Genomic DNA, 2,675 nt, shown 5'->3' on the forward strand with positions numbered 1-2,675 from the left:
TGCTTATTCTGCTTATTCTGCTTATTCTGCTTATTCTGCTTATTCTGCTTATTCTGCTTATTCTGCTTATTCTGCTTTTCAGCCCAGCACCTGGCTGAATATTTTACCAGCGATATGCTTGCCGATGCCGAAAAGCATGCGAAATATAACCTCTCTGTAAACAGCTTAAAAAATATAACAATCCATAAGCGGTAATGAAAACGCTCTACAAATTACATTAATTATTAAAAGCTCGTTCCACTTTTAACTTTTCACCGCTAATAACTCAGGAAAGTAATCAGCGAAGAGATATAATAACAGGGTTATTTAGCGCAGGCTGAATGTGCGGGAACACATTCAGCCTGCTGACCACAACAACTATCGAGGTTAGTTATTATGGCTGAACAGGATTGTAATGCAGTTGCGGCTGCAAAAGAAGTGACGGAAACCACGCTGCGCCACTATACGGTGAGTTATGCGAGCACCTTTCCGGATTACGAGCGTATCCCGTTACTCGCCTTTAAGGGCAAATGGCTGGATGCGGCAGGGTTCGCAACCGGCACACCGGTTGATGTAAGGGTAATGCCGGGCTGCCTGGTAGTGACCGCCTGCGAGCCAGAACCGCAGGAACCGGAACTGATGCAGTCACTGCGCAAGGTGTGTAAGTTTTCTGCGAGGAAACAACGCCAGGTACAGGAATTTATTGAGGTGATCTCGGGTAAGCCAATCCGTTAAGGTGCGAATTTCTTGTGCTGAATTATACCCAGCATCAGGCGGTTTTATGTTGAGTACGTTGATGCTGGTTGCTTACAAGATTGGGGCTGAATATTTAGCTTTTGATCGTAATGTCAGATCAAGAAATGGGGTTTTAACGGAGTTTATGAAATCGGTCGTGCCCTATAATGGTTTCTTGTCTGGCAACGTGATCCTACCTCCTCGTAACCGGACTTTTATGACAACAGGATCAAGCGGGAGAATGGGGCTTTGAAAAGGATGGTGAAAGGAGCGTTGGCTGTTGCCATCGTCATTGCTGCAGCGTTCGCTTATGGATGGCCATATTTGCGAATGGAGTTAGCCACTAGCGCTTATTACACCGAGCAAGATGAAAAAGAATACAAGTACTACACTCCCGAACTCCTTAAAAATATGCCACGGATTTCAGATGCGTATTCATTTGAGTTCGGCAACGTCAGTGGCCCGGAAGCCCATGTTTATACCATACGTTTTAATGGCGCAAGCGACCAAAAACAGGTTCAGGCTTATCTGACGGCTGCCGGCTACAGGCAGCAGTCTGCCTGTGATGTTGAAGCCGAATGCTAGCGTTCGCCGGACACAAAAGATATCGTCACGCTGATTACGTACACCTCACCAGATAGCGTGGTGGTTCAGGTCTATCGTAGTCCTTATGGGGAGTAGATATCCGGGAAAATGGCATTAGCTTATGTGCTGGCTACCCTGAACTGTGTAGGCCAGCACCTGCTTTTGAGGTTTAGGCTGCCATAGCAGCAGCGATTCACTGCATCCGTGCTACAGGTAGTAGTGGGATATTCCTACCCTTCCGGTTCGATTAAAACTCATATTTGACGCCACCTTCACGAGTCCGCCAAATCATCATAAGCACTTTTTTGTCGATGCAGTTTTGGGGAGATTTTACATCACGAAAACACAGCCGATCTTCTTTTCCCTCTTCTTTGTAGCCATCTCCGAATGCATATACGGTTATCAGTAATGGCCCCGCATTACCGGAAGGAATATGATATTTATCTCTAACCTTAACTTCATTGCGCAGCCACCATTCAATCTTTTCTGAGTCAGTGAAAGGCAGCTTGTTAACAATGACCTGAGCAGTGCTTCCATCATAATGTGCATCCATAACACAAACAGCCTCTCCTCTGATAAACAGACAGTAAAAAAGGCCTGATACTATTGTGAGTGCTGCAATGATAAACATCCGCATCAGTGATTTCCCTCTATATCAATTACGGCATCCATATTGGTTAAAAAAGGCGATCCCGAAGAATGCTGGAAGTGTCTGAGCATCTTATTGATTAAATATTTGTACTCCCCCCCGAAGGAATAGGGTAAAGAGGTAACCTGCATTTCCTCGAATAATAGCCGGGCACATTCCTGAACACTGACTTTCCCGCCACGATGGACATTACTATAAACGCCTCCAAATCTGGACCGCGGATTATCAACCGCTGTCAGTCGGGCTAATGTATACGGGTCAACCACGTTTGATATATTTGTGAGACCGAACTCCCTCTTCAGCCTTTCCTCCGATATATCGCCGTAGCGCATATTATTCGCGCCGTAGTCATCGAAACCTCTCTGTGTCGTAAAGATCGTCTGCGGAAATACAGCATTGGTCATAGAAAGTACTCCCTTACTCATTTCATCAAATAACGCGATAGCGCTATTCCCTTTCGCTATCTGCCAGCACAGGTGACATCCATTGCCCATGCTGGCGATATGTCCATCCCTGGATGGTTCATCCGGATGATATAAAAATTCTTTTCCCAGAGATAGTGATTATGGCTTAGTAAGTATGTTTGGCTTTTGGTTGTTGGTATGGCATGGGTAAGCAGTATGAATCGCCACGGGTTTAACAGACACCTCAGAGTCATTTAAGATGGCTGAAAGAGAGGTGCCCATGAGCGGTAAGCGTTATCCAGAAGAGTTTAAAATTGAAGCAG

At 45.5% G+C, this 2,675-nt stretch carries 4 protein-coding genes; 2 read left to right on the forward strand and 2 right to left on the reverse strand.

All coding sequences use genetic code 11. The annotated features are described in order from the left end of the window. Positions 1–375 precede the first annotated feature (375 nt). The gene (gene symE, locus AB3U87_RS21895) at positions 376–714 is read left to right on the forward strand and encodes an endoribonuclease SymE (protein WP_394150509.1); all 339 of its coding nucleotides are present in this window, start codon (positions 376–378) and stop codon (positions 712–714) included. Between the two features lie 258 nt (positions 715–972). Then, complete coding sequence (locus AB3U87_RS21900; RefSeq protein ID WP_394150511.1) at positions 973–1,299, forward strand: hypothetical protein; 327 nt, start codon at positions 973–975, stop codon at positions 1,297–1,299. A 247-nt stretch (positions 1,300–1,546) separates the two neighbouring features. On the opposite strand, the gene AB3U87_RS21905 is transcribed toward AB3U87_RS21900, so the two are convergent. Together AB3U87_RS21905 and AB3U87_RS21910 are read right to left on the reverse strand one after the other, a co-directional pair. Then, entirely contained in the window at positions 1,547–1,930 is a 384-nt protein-coding gene (locus tag AB3U87_RS21905; protein ID WP_394150512.1) for a DUF943 family protein, read from the reverse strand. Between the two features lie 5 nt (positions 1,931–1,935). Next, on the reverse strand, positions 1,936–2,352 hold the full coding sequence (locus AB3U87_RS21910) for a DUF3289 family protein (RefSeq protein ID WP_394150514.1): 417 nt from the start codon (positions 2,350–2,352) through the stop codon (positions 1,936–1,938). Positions 2,353–2,675 lie beyond the last annotated feature (323 nt).

This window comes from Erwinia plantamica (assembly GCF_043420595.1).
GTDB lineage: Bacteria > Pseudomonadota > Gammaproteobacteria > Enterobacterales > Enterobacteriaceae > Erwinia > Erwinia aeris.